This window comes from Klebsiella sp. A-Nf5 (genome assembly GCF_002810545.1).
Classification (GTDB): domain Bacteria; phylum Pseudomonadota; class Gammaproteobacteria; order Enterobacterales; family Enterobacteriaceae; genus Klebsiella; species Klebsiella variicola.
The window spans coordinates 99,834-119,629 of the sequence record NZ_PIOG01000254.1; the positions used below are offsets into that span (position 1 = coordinate 99,834).

Below are 19,796 nucleotides of genomic sequence, written 5' to 3' on the forward strand. Positions count from 1 at the left end.
CCCTGCAATAAGTTAAAGCCCTGACATGCGTGGCTGGCTGTGCACCGTGCCATCGCCAATATGGATACCCAACAGCGAAGATATTTTTTTAGCAATAATTTCAATATCAAAGGCCGCTGCGGAGGAGGCGTTAAAGTCAAGGACCGACTTCTGCGAGGCATTGGCCTCCACCACGCTTTCATCACGATGGATCACCCCAAGCAGTCGCTCGCCCAGTTTCTCTTCCATCAGGCTGGTGACGTCCCGGCTGACCTGGCGACGGCTATCGCTTTGGTTAATGACGAAATAGTGCCCGTGCTTATGATTCAGCGCCGCGCCGGTCAGGCGCTGTTTTTCCACGTGCACCAGCGTCGACATCGAGGCGGTATCTGCCAGCAGTGGAATCAGATGCAGGTCCGCCAGCCCCGTCAACGCCTTCAGCGCCGGTGAAGGCCCCGGCGGCATATCGGCGATGGTGATAAGCCCGGGATAGTTGAGCAGCGCCGACAGACCGCGCTGGAGAAAATGGTCATTGTGGGTCAGTTGCTCATCAAACGCCTGACGCTGCGCTTCGCTCACTTCGCCGTAAGGCAGGACGAAAATATTGCTGCCGGCGCTCAGCACGCACTGGCTCCAGTCATGCAGTTCCAGCGCCTTCGCCACATAGCCCCGCTCATCGCTCAGCGGCACGCCAAAATGCAAACGGAGGGCATTCTGGACGTCAAAATCCAGCGCCAGGACTTTGCTGCCCGTTCGAGCCAGCGAATAAGCTAAATTGGCCGCAAGGGTCGTTTTCCCCACGCCACCTTTCGGTGAACAGACGCAAATCAACGGCATGTTGCGATCCTTTCCAGAAGAGATTTCAAAGGCTGGTCTTTATTTTTCGCCACCGGCTCTGCGGTTTTTGCCGCGAACAGGTGGGCATAGTTGTCGGCGCCCGGCGCAGGCCGCGGGGCCATTCTCGGCGGCGAGGTCACCACCGGCTCAGGTACCGGCGCCGCGGCCAATGGCGCAGTCGTCATTGTTGGCGCCGGAGCGACAGGTTCCGGCATTGCAGGTTCTGCGACCGGCAATGGGATCGGGGCAATAACTGGGGGGACTGGCGCAACCGGAGGTGAGGCTGGCGCCGCGACCACGGGGTCGACACGCTGGAAGAGATCCGCGGGCACGGGCTGCGGCAGCGGCGCGGAGACCGACCCTCCCAGCGCCAGAGTAGAAGATTTCCCGGCGTCGGGATTCAGCTGATTGAGGATCGCCCAGTCGCCGTGTTCCCGCGTGGCGGCTTGCGAAGAAAGATCCTGAAATTTGAGGTTTTGGGTCCGCGTTTTTTCTTGAAAGCGCTGCAGATCATCATAATGGTTCATTGATAACCTCATGATTTTAAAAATTTCATATTAAGTTTGTTGTTATTTTCTTGGTATTAGAAAACATCGTGACGTTTCTTGTATGGCAGATAAATGCCAGCTTAGTCGTACCAATACAACACGATTGACAGGGATATAATAGTTTAGAATTTGATTTTCGGTGTGATTCCACGGCAGAAGTATCACTACACTAACACTTCCCTTTCAGAATGATAGCCCCATTTTTTAGGTATGCGCTCATCCTTAACCTCCGCGTACCACCGCGCTTCCCGGCCGTTTTCATATAAATATATTAAACCATGAAAAAATCATGGCATTGGATAAATGAAATAATAAACCTGAACCATTTTAATTTCTCTTTAATTCTATAAAAATGGACTGAAAGGCTTATTTTTTCGGATAATCTACGAAGAATGCTCCGAGAGTATGGCAGAAATTGCAACAATGAACGCTGTTGCCAGGTTTCCTCTCAGGCAGAAGAGAAACTCCCGGTCCGGGGACCGGGAGCGCGCCATCAGGCGTGGGGTTTTTGCGGATTCTCATCCTGATCGACGGCAAAGCAGGCCACCAGTTGGCCACCGTAATCCTTAAGCTGCGGCTGAAGCTGGGTGCATGGACCAAAGCGTCGACGGCAGCGTGCATTAAAGGCGCAACCCGGCGGCGGGTTCAGCGGGCTCGGCAGTTCGCCGGTCAGCTTGATCCGCTCGCGACGGTCGTCCGGGTTCAGACGCGGGGTCGCCGACAACAGCGCCTGAGTATACGGATGGCGCGGATTGTTGAAGATCTGGTCTTTGGTGCCCTTCTCCACGCAGCGGCCGAGATACATCACCATCACTTCATCAGCGATATGCTCGACGACTGACAGGTCGTGGGAGATAAACACGTAGGACAGCCCTAAATCCTGCTGCAGATCCATCATCAGGTTCAGCACCTGGGCACGTACCGAAACGTCCAGCGCGGAAACCGGCTCATCGGCAATCACCACGTCCGGATCCAGCATCAGCCCGCGGGCAATGGCGATACGCTGGCGCTGACCGCCGGAAAACATATGCGGGTAGCGATCGTAATGTTCGGTTTTCAGACCGACCTTCGCCATCATCGCCAGCGCTTTTTCACGGCGCTGATCTTTACTCAGGCTGCTGTTAATCAGCAGCGGCTCTTCCAGAATCTGCCCCACTTTTTTACGCGGGTTCAGCGAACCGTACGGGTTCTGGAACACAATCTGGATTTTCTGCCGCCGCAGCTTCTGCGCCTGCGGGTCGTGCTTAAGCAGATCCTGACCCTGATAGTACAGCTCACCGCCGGTCGGGACCTCAATCATTGTCAGCAGACGGCCCAGCGTCGATTTACCACAGCCCGACTCCCCCACCACCGCCAGCGTTTTACCGCGTTCAAGGGTAAAGGAGACGCCGTCCAGCGCTTTCACCAACCGTTCCGGGGCGAATATCCCCTTCTTCACCGGATAGTGTTTTTTCAGATCAATGGCCTGCAACAGCGGTTGTTGCGTGGTGGCCTTTTGCGTACTCATAATCCAGGCCTCCCGGCATCATCGAGTGGGTAGTGGCATTTAGACTGACGGCCGCCATTGAGATCCGCCAGTACGGGCTCTTCGCTACGGCATTTATCCGTGGCATAGGGGCAGCGTGGGTTCAGCAGGCAGCCGACAGGACGGTCATATTTCCCCGGCACCACGCCCGGCAGCGACGCCAGACGCGCCTTATCCTGAGCGAACTCCGGCAGCGCGCGCAGCAGCGCCTGGGTGTACGGATGGCGCGGCGCGCGGAAGATATCTTTCGCGTCACCGGTCTCTACCACCTGACCCGCATACATGACGATAATTTTATGCGCCGCCTCGGCCACCAGCGCCAGGTCGTGGGTGATCAGCACCAGCGCCATATTTTCCTGCTGCTGCAACTCCAGCAGCAACTCGATGATCTGCGCCTGAATGGTCACATCCAGCGCAGTGGTGGGTTCATCGGCAATCAGCAGTTTTGGCCGACAGGCAATCGCCATCGCGATCATCACGCGCTGACTCATCCCGCCGGAAAGCTGGTGCGGGTAAACGTCGAGCCGCGACGCCGGATCGGGAATGCCCACCAGGTTCAGCAGGTCGATGGCCCGCTGGCGGCGTGTTTGCTTATTGCCGCCCTGATGAACTTTGATCGCTTCCATAATCTGGTAGCCGACGGTATAGCACGGATTGAGGCTGGTCATCGGATCCTGGAAGATCATCGCCACTTCCGCCCCCACCAGCTGACGCCGCTCTTTTTCAGAGATGCGCTGCAGGTCGCGGCCGTTGAACTCCAGTTTGTCCGCCATCACCCGGCCGGGATAGTCAATCAGACCCATAATCGCCAGCGAGCTGACGGATTTACCGGAGCCGGATTCACCGACGATGCCAACCACTTCACCCTGCTTCACGCTATAGCTGATGCGGTCTACGGCGCGGAACGGCGCGTTCTCATCGCCGAAATGCACCGATAATTTATCTACATTCAATAACGCCATCTCGAACCTCTTACTGCTTCAGTTTGGGATCGAGCGCGTCACGCAGACCGTCACCCATCAGGTTAAATGCCAGCACCGTCAGCAGGATCGCCACACCCGGGAAGGTCACCACCCACCAGGCGCTTTGCGCGAACTGCAATACGTCGGAGAGCATGGTGCCCCACTCAGGCGTCGGCGGCTGTGCGCCCATGCCGAGGAACCCCAGCGCTGCCATGTCGAGAATGGCGTTAGAAAAGCCCAGCGACGCCTGAACGATCAGCGGCGCGAGACAGTTGGGAAGAATATTGACGAACATCTGGCGCATCGCGCCGGCGCCCGCCACGCGGGAAGCGGTCACGTAGTCGCGGTTGACCTCGACCAGCACCGCCGCACGCGTCAGACGCACATAGTGTGGGAGCGCCACGAAGGTCAGCGCCAGCGACGCGTTGACGATAGATGGCCCGAAGATAGCCACCAGCACCAGCGCCAGCAGCAGGCTCGGCAGCGCCAGCATAATATCGACGACGCGCATGATGATGGAATCCACCACTCCGCCGAAATAGCCCGCCACCAGGCCGAGCACCACGCCAAGGATCAGCGACAGGACCACCACCAGGCAGCCCACCAGCAGCGACAGGCGGGCGCCGTACATCAGACGCGACAGAATATCGCGGCCCACGTCGTCGGTGCCGAGCAGATGCGCCAGGCTGCCGCCATCCTGCCAGAACGGCGGCGCCAGCAGCGAATCACGGAACTGATCCGCCGGGTTATACGGGGCGAGGAAGTTGGCGAACACCGCGATGATAATCATCACCGCCACGTACACCAGACCGACGACCGCGCCTTTGTTGCGTTTGAAATAGTGCCAGAACTCCTGCAGCGGCGTCATTGGCACCGGTGCAGCAATCGCTTTATTCTCAGTAATTTGTGACATGATGGCCCCTTACTTCTTATGCCGGATACGCGGGTTCACCACGCCATACAGCAGGTCGACCAGCAGGTTGACGAGGATAATCATCGTCGCCACCAGCAGCACCCCGCCCTGCACCACCGGGTAATCGCGACGCTGCAGCGCGTCAATCAGCCAGCGGCCTAAACCAGGCCATGAGAAAATGGTTTCCGTCAGGATCGCGCCCGCCAGCAGCGTGCCCACCTGCAGGCCAATGACCGTGACCACCGGCAGCATCGCGTTGCGCAGGGCATGGACCACAATCACCCGCATCCGGGTCAGCCCTTTGGCGCGCGCGGTACGAATGTAGTCTTCGCCGAGCACTTCCAGCATCGACGAGCGGGTCATACGCACAATCACCGCCAATGGGATAGTGCCCAGCACGATAGCCGGCAGGATCATATGCATTAAGGCATCGATAAAGTCGCCCTGCTCACCCCAGATGGCGGTGTCGATCAGCATAAAGCCGGTCAGCGGCAAGGTATCGTCAAGGAACACCGTATCGCTGATACGCCCGGAGACCGGGGTCAGGTTCAGTTGCACCGAAACCAGCATAATCAACATCATGCCCCACCAGAAGATAGGCATGGAGTAGCCAGTCAGCGCCAGACCCACGGCGGTATGGTCAAAGATGGAGCCGCGTTTTACCGCAGCCAGCACGCCCACCGGAATACCGACGGCGACGGCGAAAATCATCGCGCAAACGCCCAGTTCAAGGGTGGCTTTAAAACGCGGGACAAACTCTTGCCACACGGGAATGCGGCTTTTCAGCGAGATGCCTAAATCACCGTGCAGTACGCCCCAAATGTAATGGGCATATTGCTGCCACAGCGGCTTATCAAGGCCCATTTCGGCCAGCAGCTGCGCGTGACGCTCGGGGGAAATACCACGTTCGCCCGCCATAATCATCACCGGATCGCCGGGGATCATATGGACGAAGGCAAAGGTGAGAAGGGTGATACCGATAAATGTCGGGATGACTAGTCCCAGACGTCGGAGAATAAACTGCAACATAACCCGGATTCTCTCTAGTGACGCCCCGCCTGGCGACAGGGCGTCTGTATTGCTCACAAAAGCATTCCCCGGAATAGCGGGAATACGCCCCCTTCCTCTCCCGCGCGGGGAGAGGGGGTCAGGCATCGTGCTTATTATTCGACGGAGACGTTATCGAAGTGGTGTTTGCCCAGCGGATCCACCACATAGCCTTTGACTTCTTTACGCACCGGCTCATAGACGGTGGAGTGAGCGATGATCAGCGCCGGAGCCTGGTCATGCATCACTACCTGAGCCTGTTTGTACAGTTCAATACGCTTGTTGTGGTCGTCGGTAGCGCGGGCCGGCTGAATCAGATCTTCAAACGGCTTATAGCACCAGCGCGAGTAGTTGGAGCCGTCTTTCGCCGCGGCGCAGCTGAACAGGGTCGCGAAGAAGTTATCCGGATCCCCGTTGTCACCGGTCCAGCCCATCATTACGGTCTGGTGCTCGCCCGCTTTCGCCCGCTTCAGATATTCACCCCACTCATAGGTGACAATCTTGGCCTGGACGCCGACTTTCGCCCAGTCGGCCTGGATCATTTCAGCCATACGGCGGGCATTCGGGTTGTACGGACGCTGTACCGGCATCGCCCACAGGTCGATAGTGAAGCCTTTTTCCAGGCCCGCTTCTTTCAGCAGCTGCTTCGCCTTCTCCGGGTCGTAGGTGTAGTCTTTAACGTCGTCGTTATAGCCCCACATGGTCGGCGGGATCAGGTTCTTCGCCGCCTGGCCTGCGCCCTGGTAAACGGCTTTGATGATCGCTTCTTTGTTAACCGCGTAGGTCAGCGCCTGACGAACTTTGACGTCGTCCAGCGGTTTCTTCTCAGTGTTGAAGGAGAGATAACCGACGTTCAGGCCCGGCTGTTCCAGCAGGGTAATGTTCTTATCTTCCTTCATGCGCGCGATGTCCGCCGGGTTCGGGTACGGCATCACCTGGCACTCATTTTTCTGCAGCTTGGCATAGCGCACGGAAGCATCCGGGGTGATAGAGAAGACCAGACGATCAATCTTCGGCTTGGTACCCCAATAGCCCGGGAAGGCTTTATACAGAATGCGGGAATCTTTCTGGTACTGCAGCAGCTGGAATGGGCCGGTACCGATAGGATTGAGGTCCACTTTTTCCGGCGTGCCGGCTTTCAGCATGTTATCGGCATACTCTTTCGAGAGGATAGAGGCGAAGTCCATGGCCAGGTCAGCGAGGAACGGCGCTTCCGGGCGAGTCAGGACGAACTGGACGGTTTTATCGTCCACTTTCTTCACTTCGCTAATCAGGTCCTGCAGACCCATCCCTTCAAAGTATTCATAGCTGCCGCCAGAAACTTTATGGTACGGGTTATTGGTATTCTTCTGGCGATCGAAGGAGAACACGATGTCATCGGCGTTCAGGTCACGGGTTGGTTTGAAGTCTTTATTATCTTGCCACTTCACGCCCTGACGCAGATGGAAAGTATAGGTTTTGCCATCAGGACTGACTTCCCATTTCTCAGCAAGCCCTGGAATAACTTCCGTCGTACCGGTTTTAAATTCGACCAGGCGGTTATAGATAGGTACGGAACTGGCGTCATAGGTGGTGCCAGAGGTGAAGAGCTGTGGGTTAAAGCCTTCCGGCGAGCCTTCAGAACAATAAACCAGGGTTTTCGCTTGCACGCTGGCGGCGACGGTCATGGCGACCAGGCTCAGACCAAGCTTCAGCATCCCTGATTTCTTCAAGGAAATACTCATTATTCTGCTCCAAAACTGTGATGTTGTTTGCATATATCCGCCGGACCTTTATTTATTTTTATTCGTCCTATTTCAAACGACGGATGCGTTGGCTGCGCTCGATCATCCCAGTCACATCGTTATCTATGCTCAGGGGAGCTCGTACACTTGCCGCCTTTCCGCAGCTCGAACTATTTAGAATATACCCGGTCCAGTCGGTGGTGCCCGAAGGCGTAGAGAGAGATGGGGATTCCTTTCGCAAAAACGACTGAGTTGCAGTACGGATTCTCCATGAAATGCCCCTCATGCCCTACAATCTGTCAACAGAATGGGGAAACGTCAATACAGCCAGCCGGGTTTTACATCCAGCGTGAGAAACGGCAGGCAAAGATTAAAAAAACTTCAAGGCGCTATTTTCAGCAGAGAAATTTATGCTACGGGCCGATAAGCAGAATAAAGACCTTAATAATTTGCAACACGCAGAGGGAAACAATTCCAACAAATGAGAAAAATTTCTTGCTGTGTGACCAATATGTGAGCGATTAATAGCGCGAACGTTAAAGCGCACAGCGGAAAATGCTACATTTAGCCATAAGCTTCGCGAAAAAAGATCTGTTCATCGATAAAAAAATGCAATGGAAGATGTCACAAAATAGCGAATAGCTGGCTGGAAACGTGGGTAAAGACGTTAATTGTGATTCTGGTGGAATTTTTGGCCGGTAGCACACGGATAATGCCCGGCGGCGCTACGCTTGCGCGGGCCTACGGAACACAAGCCGAACCTCTAACCTCTGCCCCCGGAGGTTCTCATCCTCACAGGCTACAGATGCAAAAAAGCCTGCTCATTGAGCAGGCTTTTCGAATTTGGTCGGTGATAGAGGATGACTCGCCACTTCGTGGCTCGCCCTGCGGGCCGTTGCTGTCGCAACGTTCTCTCGCTTCGCTCGAGTCGAACCTCTGCCCCCGGAGGTTCTCATCCTCACAGGATACAGATGCAAAAAAGCCTGCTCATTGAGCAGGCTTTTCGAATTTGGTCGGTGATAGAGGATTCGAACCTCCGACCCCTTCGTCCCGAACGAAGTGCGCTACCAGGCTGCGCCAATCACCGAATGCGGGGCGCATCTTACTGCTGGGATGCCTACCCGTCAATGCCTTATTTTCAAAAAATCGCTCAACCGGCGAGAAACTCAGCAGCCTGAGCAGCGAATCGCCGGTTGGTCATCGTTTTCAGCGGCAGGTCACCTCAAACGCTTTGCGATACTCGGATACCTTACAGGTCACCGGCTCACCGAGATAGGTCGAGCCCGCCGGGTTGAATTTAAATTCCCCGAGCAGCATCGTCAGTTCCCCCAGCTCCGGACAGGATTGCTGATGGCGCATGATATCCGGGCGGGTATCGTTATTTACCGCGCGGGCGATGTCGCTGTATGCCAGCTTGTCGGCAAAGGCATTGGCACAAAACTGGAGTTCGCTTTGCGCCATATGCGCAGCCTGCCCCTTCAGCTCGGCATGCTGCGCCAGCAGCAGCTGGCGAACCTCGCCGGCCCGGCTGTAGCCAATCGCCGTATAGCCGGCCTTATTGCTGAGATTGACGCTGGCGCCAGCCTCAAGCAGCGCCTCGACACTGGCTTTATTATTCATTTTGACCGCCAGCATCAGCGGGCTGAGGTCGTTGGCGGAGAGCTGGTCCACCTTTGCGCCGCGCTGCACCAGCGCCGCGATCACCGCAGGCGACCCCTGACCCGCCGCCACCTGCAGCGCCGTGAGCCCTTCACGGTTCGGCTTATCCACCTCCACACCGGAGGCCGACAGCGCCAGCACCAGATTGGGATCATCCCCCGCCGCCGCCAGCATCAGCGGAGTGGTGCCGGATTTATCCGCCAGGCTGGTGTCCGCCCCGGCGTTGGCCAGCGTCGTGATGGTTTCCGCCGAACGCGCGTGATCGACCGCGAGGAAAAAGGCCGATTCCCCTGAAGCATTGACGGCCTTCACGTCCGCCCCGTGTTTGAGGAGCAGCGCCACAATTTCGTCGACGTTCTTCTTAAAGGCGCCGGGTGCCAGTTGTAACGCCATGTCTTCGGTCATCAGCGCGCGGTTACCCGTCGCCAGCGATTTCGCCGCCGTTGCGCCGACAATTTTATCCAGCGCGCTCTCCTCCTCGACAGGCGCATCGGGCTTTTTCATTGCCAGAATATGCTGATAGTCGTTTCTGACGTCCCCGCCGTCGGCAATGGCGGACATCAATGGCGTGCTCTTCTCGATGGTGGTCTGATTCACCGCCGCTCCCGCCTGGAGAAGATCGCCGATAATCGCGGTATCGCTGCCTCGCGCCGCCGCCAACATCAGCGCCGTCACGCCCTGGCGCGTCTGGAGATTCGGCTTCGCCTGACGCTTAAGCAGTAACGCCACCACATCGCGACGATTTTCCGCGGCAGCGACCATCAAGCCACTTAAGCCGGTTTTATCCTGACCATCCACATCAATGCCGTTATTCAGCATGGCTTCGATCGTCGCCGGCGCATCGTATTTACAGGCCAGCAGGAACTGGCTGGTCTCTTCCTCAGACTGGCAGCCCGCGAGCATCAACAGGCACAGCAAGGCCAACCCCTTTATTACCTTCATCCTTTCTCTCCATGAAAAGTTCGAGCACAGGGGAAGCAAGGAAACTGGAGGGTAATCAAAGAAGAAGAGGCAACCTGCCAGACACGTCCACTGTGCGAAAAAAATCCCTCGCGCGACGTCAGCCGGCGAGGGATTAGCTTATCCTGGGCTCAGGAAGGGAAAACAGACCCGAGAATCTGAAAATAAAATCCGTGCCTTACTTTTTCCAGCGGCACCAGTTGTTATTCTCATTGATCCCGCCATCCGGCGAGGTATAGCCGAGGCAGCCCATAATGGTGTCGTACAGCTCGACGTGACGGCGCGGCACCTTCATCGCGGCCTGCTGCTGCAGATGGGCAAACGCGGCGGCATGATCGGGATTCTCCAGGTATTTATCCGACATCCACACCATCATCGGCACGCGGAACTGCTCCGGCGGCGCCATCTTGCGCGGCGTTCCGTGCAGGTGTTCACGCTCGTTAATCGACTCCCCATGATCGGCGGCATAGAACACAATCGCTTTCTTATCCCGCAGCTGGTCGAGGACGCTGACGATAAAGTGATCGACGTAGGTCACGCTGTTATCGTAGGAGTTAATCAGCTCCGCTTTCGAGCACTTGTTGTCGACACCGACGCACTCCGGCTTCCACTGGGCAAAGCTGCGCGGGTAGCGTTGGGTGTAGTTAAAATGAGAGCCTTTGGTGTGGAGAATGATCAGGTGCTTACCGGAGGCGTTGTCCTGCGCCATACCGCGCTTCATCTCCTCCACCAGCAGCATATCGTCAACGCTCTTGCCGCGGTTGCGCGGCTCGGCGCCAATTTGCTCGCGGTAGGCGATATTGTTGGCCATCGTGTTGCTGTAGAACCACATCTCGCTCTGCATGGCATAGAGATTGCCGTTGAAGCCCAACTGATGAAGCACGGCAAAGACGTTCTGCTCTTTGAGCGTCCGCTGCGGGTTATCCTCCGCCCCGCCCTGACGCACAAACATGCAGCGTAACGACAGCTTGGTGGCGGTATCGCAGGAGTAGCCGCGGAAGGCAACGAGATTCTTCTCTTTCTCCAGCTCTGGCGTGGTGTTGCGGCTATAGCCGAGGATGCCCATATGGTCCCAGCGGGTCGTTTCGCCAATGATGAATACCACGTAGGTGTCATCCAGACCTTCCGGGGCGACGTAGGTAAACTTCTTCGCCGGGTTAATCAGCGATTTATTATCCGAGGATTCATCCACCTGCGCCCAGGCGTAAAGCCCCAGCGCCGACAGCCAGTTTGATGGCAGGTAGGAGTTGGCGATCACCCCGCCATAGCTCGGCATATCCACTTCCGAATGGCGCTCCACATCGTGCTGACGCAGCTCAAGCAGGCGGATGGGGCCCCAGACAATGAGTCCGGCCAGCACCACGATCAGCACGTTTTTAACCCGCTGGCCTGGGGTGCGCAATTGGCGCAGCAGAGTATGGCGGCAGCGGTTACTCCAGATAAACAGCAGCGGCGGCGCACTCACCACCACCAGCCAGAGGATCAGGTGCCAGCCGATAACCTCTTTCGACAGGTCGATATCGGTGGTCATCACCGAGGCGATAATTCCGTAGCCAATCACCACATTGAGGAACGTCATGTAGTAACTGGCGGCGGCGGAAAACAGAACAATCAGCGTCGCCAGAATGCGCCAGATGCGGCGGCCAAACAGTGACAGCAGACGTAACAGGAAGAAGGTGACAAAGACCGTGGCAACCAGTTCAACGACACCGGAAAGCCCTTTCCAGAAAGTGAACTCTTGAGCATAACCATCGAAACGCCGGAAAAAAACGGCGACGTTCATAAACCAGCCGATGTACAGCGCCAGCCAAAAACTAAGCTTCTGCTGCGTCATCGTTCTAATATATTTCATGCAAGCAAACCTGGAAAAAGAAGAATAAAACACCGCCTGACGCTGTGGCACGAGTCAGTAGGCTAATAGGGTGCGTTAGGGTTGGTTATCAGAAACCTCTACAAAGCGCGATAAGTAGACCACAGGGAACGGGAAAAGTATCAGGAGGGAATGTGATCCAGCCAAACATTTACAAAACATTTGGCTGGATTGGCACTATTTGCTTAGGGGATTAACCAGGGGCGCGTTTCAGGCATGCGCCTCGCTATAGACTCTGCCTTTCGGCTGACGAATGGTGGTGGACAGCGCCAGCGACAGAATCAGCAGGGCGAAGATCACGCAGAAAGTCACGTAGAAGCCGCCGAACAGCGAAGCGATGAGAGAGCCGCAGATGCTGCCGATACCAAAGCCCAGATAAATCACACCATAGTTTTTCGCCAGATTGTTCAGGCCAAAGAACTCACTCACCAGTGACGGGAAGACGGTGATGGTGCCGCCGAAGTTAAAGGCGACGCAGGCGATGGCGGCGAAGAAAGTCATGGCATTCAGCGGGGCGAACAGCAGCGCGGCCATCCCCACCAGCGACACCACCTGGCCGAGGGTAATTACACGAATGCGGGAGATTTTGTCGGACAGGATGCCTAACACCAGGCGGCCGCTAAGGTTAGCAATCGAGATAACCGTGACCGCGTTTGCCGCCGTGGCGACATCCAGGTGGACCATCCCCTGGGCAATATCTTTCGCCACGCCAATCACGTACAGACCGCTCATGCAGGCCGTCAGGAACATCACTGCCAACATCCAGTACTGCGGTTTACGCATTGATTCCGCCAGGCTGAAGTCGTTTTCTACCACGCCATTGGCCGCGGTGGTCGCCGTATGATTCGGCGCATCTTTCATCAGGGTCGCGCCAAACACAATCATCACCAGCACGATAGCGCCCCAGATGACGAAGGTTTTTTCCAGACCGACGGTGGCCAGCAGATGGGAGTCAATGAATTTGAACCCCAGGCTGCCGAGACCATAGGAACCGATGGAGAAAGCGGAGATCAGCCCTTTACGTTCAGGGAACCACTTCACACAGTTCGACAGCGTCAGCAGATAACCGGCGCCGTCCGCCAGCCCCACCAGCACGCCCGCGCTCAGCCACAGCATCATCAGGCTGCTGGAGTGCGCGGTCAGGAAGAAGCCCAGACCGAGCAGGATCCCGGAGGCCATCGTGACGCGCTTAACGCCAAAGCGCTCCTGCAGTTTCCCGGCAACCGACGAGGAGAGCGCCAGCCCGAGGCTCAGCAGGCCAAAGGAGAAAGCCACCCGGCTAACCGGCTCGCCCAGTTTGTCAGACAGCGAACTATTAAACAGGCTCCAGGTATAGACCGAACCGAGAGCAAATTGGGTGATGATGGTGCCGATTAGCGTAAGCCAGCGGGTCGATTGACGGTTTGCAGCGTTCATAGCAGTTGTCCTGATAAATTAACTGCCGCCACAATAGCGAAGGCCCCTCATCCTGTGGGGAAAAAAGGCATGAACTGCCATCAGCAGGGAATGAAATGCATTAATGGCGGAACGAATGACATTGCAAAACATTCATTCCGCGAATTTCAGGCAAAAAGTTAGTGTGCGCTATCTCACAGAAATGCGCCATTACTGAGATTTAACAATAACCGTGTCGTTTCAAACGCGTAACAATGTCGGGTTAAAAGTTGGCGCTGACGCCCATCAGATAGAGCGTATTTTCCCCCGATGGGACATTGTCCGCCTGCGACAGCGTCGCCCATGCTGCCACGTGGGATCCCAACTGCATATCGGCACCCAGGGTGACATCACTCCAGCCGCCTTCTCTGGCGCGGGTCGTCGGCGACCAGGCATCGCTGGCGAGCGACTGGTTATAGCTCACCTGAGCCCAGGGATGTACGCCCCACAGCGACTGATAATCCATGCGCCAGCCGAGCGTGTTGACATACCCCGTCTCGCCCGCGCTTCTCGTCACCGGCGCGGTGACGTCGCTGCGCAGGCTGGCCACCGGCCCGGAGGTCATGCCGTTTGCCAGCAGATAATTCCAGCCGACGCTCTGACCACGGCTGCTGTCCGGTGGCGCCAGCGCCTGGTTTAATGCCAGCCCGCCGGGCGTTTCTGAGGACTTCATCCGCTCAGCGAGAATATCTTCGTAACGTGGTTGGTGATCGCTATCCCATGTATAGCGTTCCGGCGTATTACTTTTTGTATCGATAGCGATATATTCCTGTTGCCAGGCATTCGCTCCAGAGACACACAACACCCAGACGGATATGCTCGCCGGGATCAAGAAGCCCCGGAGGCCATTGCATTTCTTTATTATCATTAATGCGACTCCAGAAAAGAGCCGAATCGGCAATATTGCTGTGTTTTTTTTGGGGATACGATTTCCCTGTATTAACTATTATCTTTATCTTTCAGCCGTCAAGCCGGGCGTTCACTTTTTTAGCGTAGAGGGAGAAATATCAATGCAACGTTGCGGATGGGTGAGCCAGGATCCGTTATATATCGAGTATCACGATACCGAATGGGGTGTGGCGCAAAAAGAGGGCCGCCAGCTGTTTGAAATGATCTGCCTCGAGGGCCAGCAGGCCGGTTTGTCATGGATCACCGTGTTAAAAAAACGGCAGAACTACCGCCAGGCTTTTCACCAGTTCGACCCGGTACGCGTGGCAGCGATGGGGGAAGATGATGTCGAGCAGTTGCTACAGAATGCCGGCATCATTCGCCATCGGGGAAAAATTCAGGCCATTATCGGCAACGCCCGCGCTTACCTGGCGATGGAAGAAAATGGCGAGTCGTTCACTGATTTTGTCTGGTCCTTCGTCAACAATGAGCCGCAGGTAACGTGCGCCGCGACGCTGGCGGAAATCCCCACCACGACGCCGGCCTCAGATGCGCTATCGAAGGCATTGAAAAAACGCGGCTTTAAATTTGTCGGCTCGACAATCTGTTATTCCTTTATGCAAGCCTGTGGGCTGGTCAACGACCATGTCACCGGCTGCTTCTGTCACCCTGGAGGTCAGGATGATCCGCAAGTGGGACACTGAAGATACCGCGCCGCTGCTGGCGCTGTGGCTGGACAGCACGATTCATGCTCATCCCTTTATCAGCGAAAGTTACTGGCGCGACAGCATCGCGGTGGTACGGGATGTCTATCTTCCCGCCGCCAGCACCTGGGTCTGGGAGCGCGACGGAGTATTAAAAGGCTTTGTTAGCGTGCTGGACTCCCGCTTCGTCGGCGCATTGTTTGTCGCGCCGGACGCCATCCGCCAGGGCATTGGCCGGGCGCTGCTGGATGAAGTCAAACAGCACTACGCCTGGCTTAGCCTTGAGGTTTACCAGAAGAACGAATCGGCGGTCAGTTTCTACCATGCGCAGGGCTTCCGGATTGAAGACTGCGCATGGCAGGACGATACTCAGCACCCGACGTGGATTATGCGTTGGCCGGCGGATCAAATGCTGTAAGCGGCAGCGCCGGGCCGGTATATTTCTCCAGCCACGCCAGGGCGGTGTTCCCGGCACAGCCGTTGCCGAGCCGGGATGTCGGGATATCTTTGGTTAAGACGTTCACCGCCCCGTTTTTGCAGATGCCCACCAGCGGATCCAAGTCGGGCCATGCCCCTTCATGCAGGCAAATCACCCCCGGGCGGATCCCCTCCGTCACCACCGCGCCGGCCAGCACCTGACCGCGGGCGTTCCACACCCGCACCAAATCGCCATCGGCGATCCCGCGCGCCTGGGCATCCTGCGGATGGATGGTCAACGGTTCACGTCCGGCGACGGCATAGCGTTCGCGCAGCGCGGTATAGTTCAGCTGACTGTGCAGACGGTGTGCCGGATGGGCCGACAGCAGCTGCAGCTGCCCTGCCTCGGCGTTGCCATGCCACTCGTCGGGCTCCAGCCACATCGGGTGCGGCGGGCAATCGGCGTAGCCAAAGGCGGCGATGGTTGGTGAGTGGATCTCAATTTTACCGCTCGCCGTTTTCAGCGGGTTGGCCTGCGGATCGTCGCGGAAGGCGGCGAAGCGGGCAAAACGGGCATTCTCCGGCTCCTCCGGCATCTCAATCAGCTGGTTAGCCTGCCAGAATTCGGCAAACGGCGGCAGCGTCACCTGCTGCTGGGCGCCGCGCCGGGCGGCCATCTGATAGAAGGTCTCCAGCCACTGTAAATCACTCTTCCCTTCGGTGAAGCGCTCGCGGCCGCCCGCTTCCCAGCGTTCGCTGAGGTCGGCAAAGACTGCGAAATCGTCGCGCGCTTCATCTCGCGGGGCGACCACCTGCTTCATCGGCACCAGATGCTGATTGCTGTAATCCCCGGTCATGGTCAGATCGTTGCGCTCAAACGAAGTGGTCGCCGGCAGGACGATATCGGCATGGCGCGCGGCGGCGGTCCAGAAGCATTCGGAGATGACGATCAGCTCCGGTTTCTGCCAGGCCTGGATCAATCGGTTGGTGTCTTGATGATGAGTAAAGTTGGCCCCGCCGGCCCACCAGATAAAGCGAATGTCGGGGAAGCGACGCGCCATGCCGTTGTGCTGATAGTCCGCCCCCGGATTCTCCAGCGCCTCGACGATCCGCGCGACCGGGATCTTCTCCACCGCGTCCACGCCCCCGGCGACGCTTCCCTGCATCGAGCCCAACACCGCCGCGCGGCGCGTCGGGTTGCCGCCGTTGGCGAAATGGTAGGAAAGACCAAACCCGCCTCCCGGGGTGCCAATCTGCCCCAGCATGGCGGCCAGGGTGACCAACATCCAGTGTTTCTGCTCGCCATACTGCTGGCGCTGCATGCCCCAGCCAGACATCAGCATGGTGGTGTTTTCATGGAAAAGTTTCGCCAGTTCGCGGATCTTATCCGCTTCCACGCCGCAGATCGCCGCCGCCCAGTCAGCGGTTTTCGCTACGCCGTCGCTTTCGCCGGTCAGATAGCGGGCAAAAATATCGTAGCCACTGGTGCAGCGGGTAAGAAACGCATCATCCTGCCAGCTATTCTCCACCAGCGTATGGGCGATCCCCAGCATCAGCGCGACATCGGTGCCCATATGCGGGGCGATCCATTCCATCGAATCGCCAAAGAAATCGACGGTTTCCGATCGCATCGGATCGATGCAGATCAGGCGCTTGCCGCTCTGGCGCAGCCGGTCGAACCACGGGATCCCTTGCTCGTCGGAGGCGTTCCAGGCAATTTTCAGCGTGTTCAGCGGGTTGGCGCTCCACAGCACCACCACTTCGCTGTGCTCGAGCACCAGCGGCCAGCTGGTCTGCTGCTGATACACCTCATTGCCGCCCACGACGTAAGGCATGATCGCCTGCGCCGCGCCGGTGGAGTAATCGCCAAGATGGCCGGTATAGCCGCCCGCCAGGCTCATGTAGCGCTGCAGCAGGGTGGCCGCCTTATGCAGGACGCCGTTAGAACGCCAGCCGTAGGAGCCGGCGAAAATCGACTGCGGACCGTAGCTTTCGCGGATCCGCCGATGCTGGGCATCAATCAAATCCAGCGCCTGATCCCAGCTCACCCGAACGAATTCATCCTGACCGCGGACCCCCTGCGGCGTTTCCGGTGAAGCAAGGAAGCCTTTGCGCACCATCGGATAGCGCACGCGGGTTTTGCTGTGGACCTGATCGCGCACCGCCGTTTGCAGCGAGTTGGCAAACGGTGTCGCCAGCGCGCCCCGGGAGGAGAGGACGTTTTCACCGTCCGTTTCCACCAGCATCGGTCCCCAGTGGGCGGCGGTTAAGATGGTTTTGGTTGCAGATGAGGTTGGCAAGGGTGGCTCCTGGTCAGCGAATGCAGGTGTCATGACGGCGTGATGGGCAACCGTTCAATGTTATTTACAAAATGAGATGGTATCCGGGGAATTTTCTACGTAATCACGCGTCATAATCAACCGTCACGTTCGCTGTGACAAAGAATAAAAAGGATTAAGGACATTAAATGAAAAAACGCGTACTTATGATTGCGGCGCTGGTCAGCGGCACTCTGGCCATTTCTGGCTGCACCACCAACCCCTATACCGGTGAACGTGAAGCAGGTAAATCCGGTATTGGCGCAGGTATTGGCTCCTTAGTGGGCGCTGGCGTCGGCGCGCTCTCCTCTTCCAAACATGACCGCGGCAAAGGCGCGCTGATTGGCGCAGCGGCCGGCGCGGCGCTTGGCGGCGGCATTGGTTACTACATGGACGTGCAGGAAGCGAAGCTGCGCGACAAGATGCAGGGAACCGGGGTTAGCGTGACGCGAAATGGCGACAATATCGTGCTGAACATGCCGAATAACGTCACCTTCGACAGCAACAGCGCCAACCTGAAACCGGCCGGCGCCAACACCCTGACCGGCGTGGCCATGGTGCTGAAAGAGTACGAGAAAACCGCTGTTAACGTCGTCGGCTACACCGACAGCACCGGCAGCAAGGAGCTGAATATGCGTCTGTCGCAACAGCGTGCAGACAGCGTCGCCAGCGCGCTGATCACGCAGGGCGTGGCGGCCAATCGCATTCGCACCACCGGCATGGGGCCGGCGAATCCTATCGCCAGCAACAGCACGGCGGAAGGCAAAGCGCAGAACCGTCGCGTGGAAATTACCCTCAGCCCGCTACAGTAAGCGCATCCTCATGTCGCCCGGCAGCCGCTCTGCCGGGCAAAATGCTTGATATCGCTATTTTTCGCGCTAAGGTGTTGGCAGATTTTCAGCAAAGGAAGCCACCATGGCGAAAGCGGCGCGTGCAACTATCAGCGATGTGGCGAAAGCCGCAAAGACCGGCAAAACCAGCATTTCACGTTATCTCAACGGCGAGAAGCATCTGCTTTCCGACGATCTGTTATCACGTATTGAAAAAGCCATTGCCGAACTCGACTACCGCCCCAGCCTGATGGCCCGCGGCCTCAAGCACGGCCGAACCCGCCTTATTGGCCTGATCATCGCCGATATCACCAACCCCTACTCGGTCAATGTTCTGAGCGGCATTGAAGCGGCCTGCCGGGAAAAAGGCTTCACCCTGCTGGTGTGTAATACCAATAACGAGCTGGATCAGGAGCTGCACTACCTGGACCTGCTGCGCAGCTACCAGGTGGAAGGCATCGTGGTCAACGCGGTCGGTATGCGTGAGGATGGCCTGAACCGCTTACAGCAGTCAGCCCTGCCGATGGTGCTGATTGACCGTAAAATTCCCGATTTCGCCTGCGATGTGGTCGGGCTGGATAACACTCAGGCCGCTACCACCGCCACCGAACACCTGGTGGAGAAAGGATTTGAGGCCATCCTGTTTCTCAGCGAACCGCTGGGCTCGGTGAATACCCGCCGTGAGCGTCTGAGCGCTTTTCGCGCCACCCTCACCCGCCACCACGGCGTGGTGGCTGAAAACGCCGAAGTACCGCTCAACGACGGCGCGATGATGGACAACGTCCTGCGCCAGTTCCACGCTCGCCATCGCGGGATGCGTAAAGCGGTGATTTCCGCCAACGGCGCGCTGACGCTGCAGGTGGCCCGCGCCCTGAAGCGCGTCGGCCTGATCTGGGGCAGCGATATCGGCCTGCTGGGCTTCGACGAACTGGAGTGGGCGGAGCTGGCTGGCGTCGGTATTACCACCCTCAAACAGCCGACGTGGCAGATCGGCTACGCCGCGGTCGAACAGGTGATTCGGCGCATTGCCGGCACTAACGACCCCATCCGCGAGCGGGTCTTCTCCGGCGAGCTTATCGTCCGCGGATCAACCTCCCGTTAACGATCCTTCGTGATGCCGATCATAAATTAAACATCTCGCCCTTTCTTATGGAACCGATACCATCTAGCGTATTAAGGAG

At 57.4% G+C, this 19,796-nt stretch carries 15 protein-coding genes, 1 tRNA gene, 1 other RNA gene and 1 pseudogene; 4 read left to right on the forward strand and 14 right to left on the reverse strand.

The features are described 5' to 3' along the window. Window positions 1–12 precede the first annotated feature (12 nt). The 13 genes and pseudogenes from CWM53_RS23830 to CWM53_RS23900 all read right to left on the reverse strand — a co-directional run bounded on the left by CWM53_RS23830 (window position 13) and on the right by CWM53_RS23900 (window position 14,263). Window positions 13–805 (reverse strand): annotated as a pseudogene (locus CWM53_RS23830) (cellulose synthase operon protein YhjQ/BcsQ). A 1-nt stretch (window position 806) separates the two neighbouring features. Continuing rightward, window positions 807–1,343 (reverse strand): cellulose biosynthesis protein BcsO, encoded by a 537-nt coding sequence (bcsO, locus tag CWM53_RS23835; protein WP_100630997.1) that lies wholly within the window; start codon window positions 1,341–1,343, stop codon window positions 807–809. A gap of 514 nt (window positions 1,344–1,857) precedes the next feature. Next, on the reverse strand, window positions 1,858–2,871 hold the full coding sequence (gene dppF / locus CWM53_RS23840) for a dipeptide ABC transporter ATP-binding subunit DppF (RefSeq protein WP_061153011.1): 1,014 nt from the start codon (window positions 2,869–2,871) through the stop codon (window positions 1,858–1,860). Continuing rightward, window positions 2,868–3,851, reverse strand: a complete 984-nt coding sequence (gene dppD / locus CWM53_RS23845) for a dipeptide ABC transporter ATP-binding protein (protein WP_061153010.1) — start codon at window positions 3,849–3,851, stop codon at window positions 2,868–2,870. The genes dppF and dppD overlap by 4 nt, the downstream gene beginning before the upstream one ends. Window positions 3,852–3,861: 10 nt before the next feature. Then, window positions 3,862–4,764 carry a dipeptide ABC transporter permease DppC gene (gene dppC, locus CWM53_RS23850; RefSeq protein WP_074386990.1) on the reverse strand — a complete coding sequence of 301 codons (903 nt, stop codon included), beginning with the start codon at window positions 4,762–4,764 and terminating at the stop codon, window positions 3,862–3,864. A 9-nt stretch (window positions 4,765–4,773) separates the two neighbouring features. Continuing rightward, window positions 4,774–5,793, reverse strand: a complete 1,020-nt coding sequence (dppB, locus tag CWM53_RS23855; RefSeq protein ID WP_008806900.1) for a dipeptide ABC transporter permease DppB — start codon at window positions 5,791–5,793, stop codon at window positions 4,774–4,776. A 134-nt stretch (window positions 5,794–5,927) separates the two neighbouring features. Beyond that, the gene (gene dppA / locus CWM53_RS23860; protein WP_061153008.1) at window positions 5,928–7,535 is read right to left on the reverse strand and encodes a dipeptide ABC transporter periplasmic-binding protein DppA; all 1,608 of its coding nucleotides are present in this window, start codon (window positions 7,533–7,535) and stop codon (window positions 5,928–5,930) included. A gap of 844 nt (window positions 7,536–8,379) precedes the next feature. Next, a non-coding RNA gene (locus tag CWM53_RS23870) (RtT sRNA) lies at window positions 8,380–8,511 on the reverse strand. A gap of 34 nt (window positions 8,512–8,545) precedes the next feature. Further along, window positions 8,546–8,622: transfer RNA gene (locus tag CWM53_RS23875), tRNA-Pro, on the reverse strand. Between the two features lie 119 nt (window positions 8,623–8,741). Beyond that, the gene (locus CWM53_RS23880; protein ID WP_100676318.1) at window positions 8,742–10,136 is read right to left on the reverse strand and encodes an ankyrin repeat domain-containing protein; all 1,395 of its coding nucleotides are present in this window, start codon (window positions 10,134–10,136) and stop codon (window positions 8,742–8,744) included. A gap of 196 nt (window positions 10,137–10,332) precedes the next feature. Further along, on the reverse strand, window positions 10,333–12,006 hold the full coding sequence (eptB, locus tag CWM53_RS23885; protein WP_074386988.1) for a kdo(2)-lipid A phosphoethanolamine 7''-transferase: 1,674 nt from the start codon (window positions 12,004–12,006) through the stop codon (window positions 10,333–10,335). 228 nt (window positions 12,007–12,234) lie between these two features. Beyond that, complete coding sequence (locus tag CWM53_RS23890) at window positions 12,235–13,440, reverse strand: MFS transporter (protein WP_074386987.1); 1,206 nt, start codon at window positions 13,438–13,440, stop codon at window positions 12,235–12,237. Window positions 13,441–13,681: 241 nt separating this feature from the next. After that, the gene (locus tag CWM53_RS23900) at window positions 13,682–14,263 is read right to left on the reverse strand and encodes an autotransporter outer membrane beta-barrel domain-containing protein (RefSeq protein WP_162678233.1); all 582 of its coding nucleotides are present in this window, start codon (window positions 14,261–14,263) and stop codon (window positions 13,682–13,684) included. A 205-nt stretch (window positions 14,264–14,468) separates the two neighbouring features. On the opposite strand from CWM53_RS23900, the gene tag reads away from it, so the two are divergent. Together tag and CWM53_RS23910 are read left to right on the forward strand one after the other, a co-directional pair. Next, complete coding sequence (gene tag, locus CWM53_RS23905) at window positions 14,469–15,050, forward strand: DNA-3-methyladenine glycosylase I (protein WP_061153003.1); 582 nt, start codon at window positions 14,469–14,471, stop codon at window positions 15,048–15,050. Continuing rightward, window positions 15,028–15,468 (forward strand): N-acetyltransferase, encoded by a 441-nt coding sequence (locus tag CWM53_RS23910; RefSeq protein ID WP_100630994.1) that lies wholly within the window; start codon window positions 15,028–15,030, stop codon window positions 15,466–15,468. Before tag ends, CWM53_RS23910 begins: the two co-directional genes overlap by 23 nt. On the opposite strand, the gene CWM53_RS23915 is transcribed toward CWM53_RS23910, so the two are convergent. Continuing rightward, window positions 15,437–17,767 carry a molybdopterin guanine dinucleotide-containing S/N-oxide reductase gene (locus CWM53_RS23915; RefSeq protein ID WP_061153001.1) on the reverse strand — a complete coding sequence of 777 codons (2,331 nt, stop codon included), beginning with the start codon at window positions 17,765–17,767 and terminating at the stop codon, window positions 15,437–15,439. The two genes, CWM53_RS23910 and CWM53_RS23915, sit on opposite strands and share 32 nt — an antisense overlap. Window positions 17,768–17,934: 167 nt before the next feature. On the opposite strand from CWM53_RS23915, the gene CWM53_RS23920 reads away from it, so the two are divergent. Further along, window positions 17,935–18,597 carry an OmpA family lipoprotein gene (locus tag CWM53_RS23920; RefSeq protein ID WP_032415795.1) on the forward strand — a complete coding sequence of 221 codons (663 nt, stop codon included), beginning with the start codon at window positions 17,935–17,937 and terminating at the stop codon, window positions 18,595–18,597. A 103-nt stretch (window positions 18,598–18,700) separates the two neighbouring features. Beyond that, entirely contained in the window at window positions 18,701–19,717 is a 1,017-nt protein-coding gene (locus CWM53_RS23925) for a LacI family DNA-binding transcriptional regulator (RefSeq protein WP_061153000.1), read from the forward strand. The last annotated feature ends 79 nt before the right edge of the window (window positions 19,718–19,796 follow it).

Excerpts from the sequence above, each read along its gene's own strand:
- bcsO (WP_100630997.1), bottom strand. The coding sequence starts at position 1,343 with ATGAACCATTATGATGATCTGCAGCGCTTTCAAGAAAAAACGCGGACC.
- dppF (WP_061153011.1), bottom strand. The coding sequence starts at position 2,871 with ATGAGTACGCAAAAGGCCACCACGCAACAACCGCTGTTGCAGGCCATT.
- dppD (WP_061153010.1), bottom strand. The coding sequence starts at position 3,851 with ATGGCGTTATTGAATGTAGATAAATTATCGGTGCATTTCGGCGATGAG.
- dppC (WP_074386990.1), bottom strand. The coding sequence starts at position 4,764 with ATGTCACAAATTACTGAGAATAAAGCGATTGCTGCACCGGTGCCAATG.
- dppB (WP_008806900.1), bottom strand. The coding sequence starts at position 5,793 with ATGTTGCAGTTTATTCTCCGACGTCTGGGACTAGTCATCCCGACATTT.
- dppA (WP_061153008.1), bottom strand. The coding sequence starts at position 7,535 with ATGAGTATTTCCTTGAAGAAATCAGGGATGCTGAAGCTTGGTCTGAGC.
- CWM53_RS23880 (WP_100676318.1), bottom strand. The coding sequence starts at position 10,136 with ATGAAGGTAATAAAGGGGTTGGCCTTGCTGTGCCTGTTGATGCTCGCG.
- eptB (WP_074386988.1), bottom strand. The coding sequence starts at position 12,006 with ATGAAATATATTAGAACGATGACGCAGCAGAAGCTTAGTTTTTGGCTG.
- CWM53_RS23890 (WP_074386987.1), bottom strand. The coding sequence starts at position 13,440 with ATGAACGCTGCAAACCGTCAATCGACCCGCTGGCTTACGCTAATCGGC.
- tag (WP_061153003.1), top strand. The coding sequence starts at position 14,469 with ATGCAACGTTGCGGATGGGTGAGCCAGGATCCGTTATATATCGAGTAT.
- CWM53_RS23910 (WP_100630994.1), top strand. The coding sequence starts at position 15,028 with ATGATCCGCAAGTGGGACACTGAAGATACCGCGCCGCTGCTGGCGCTG.
- CWM53_RS23920 (WP_032415795.1), top strand. The coding sequence starts at position 17,935 with ATGAAAAAACGCGTACTTATGATTGCGGCGCTGGTCAGCGGCACTCTG.
- CWM53_RS23925 (WP_061153000.1), top strand. The coding sequence starts at position 18,701 with ATGGCGAAAGCGGCGCGTGCAACTATCAGCGATGTGGCGAAAGCCGCA.